1 protein-coding gene is annotated in these 688 nt (G+C 66.6%); it reads left to right on the forward strand.

The window, feature by feature from the left end:
* Positions 1-154 precede the first annotated feature (154 nt).
* Complete coding sequence (locus V7793_RS37990) at positions 155-658, forward strand: N-acetyltransferase (protein ID WP_336014320.1); 504 nt, start codon at positions 155-157, stop codon at positions 656-658.
* Positions 659-688: the final 30 nt, after the last annotated feature.

Below are 688 nucleotides of genomic sequence, written 5' to 3' on the forward strand. Positions count from 1 at the left end.
AGAAGCCGTTGCCATACCGATCATGGAGTCTGTCGATCGAACGGGAGTCTCGATCGGGTGATCGCGGGCCTTGCCCGGCATGAGAGCAGAGCCTCGCGGTATGTGGGGAAAATCCAGGGGATCGGACGGCCGCGCGCTGCTACGGTCGGGCGTCATGAGCTGGCTTCCCGATGACTTCGTCCACCCCGTCCTGGTACCACTGCCGGGCGGTGGTCATCACCTGCGGCCGATCCGGGAGGCGGACACCCCGCTCGACTATCCGGCTGTGATGGGTTCGCGAGAGCGGCTGTGGAGCATTTTCGGCCCGGCCTGGGGCTGGCCAGCGGACACCATGACCTACGAGGCCGACCAGGCCGACCTTTTGCGGCACGAGAAGGAGATCGCCGCGCACCAGTCCTTCAACTACGCGCTGTTCGACGCGGCGGAGACAGTTCTGCTCGGCTGTGTCTACATCGACCCGCCGGAGAGGGCCGGCGCGGACGGCGAGATCTCCTGGTGGGTGGTGGACGAGCTGGTGGGCAGCAAGGTCGAGCAGGCCCTCGACGAGCTGGTGCCGCAGTGGATCGCCGCCGACTGGCCGTTCGAGCAGCCGCGCTTCCTCGGCCGTGAGATCTCCTGGTCGGACTGGCTCGCCCTGCCGCAGCATCCCGACACGTAAGTGGTTGTTACCCGTACCGATCTCGAAGGC

This window comes from Streptomyces sp. KLMMK, from assembly GCF_036961605.1.
GTDB classification, from domain to species: Bacteria; Actinomycetota; Actinomycetes; order Streptomycetales; family Streptomycetaceae; genus Streptomyces; species Streptomyces telluris.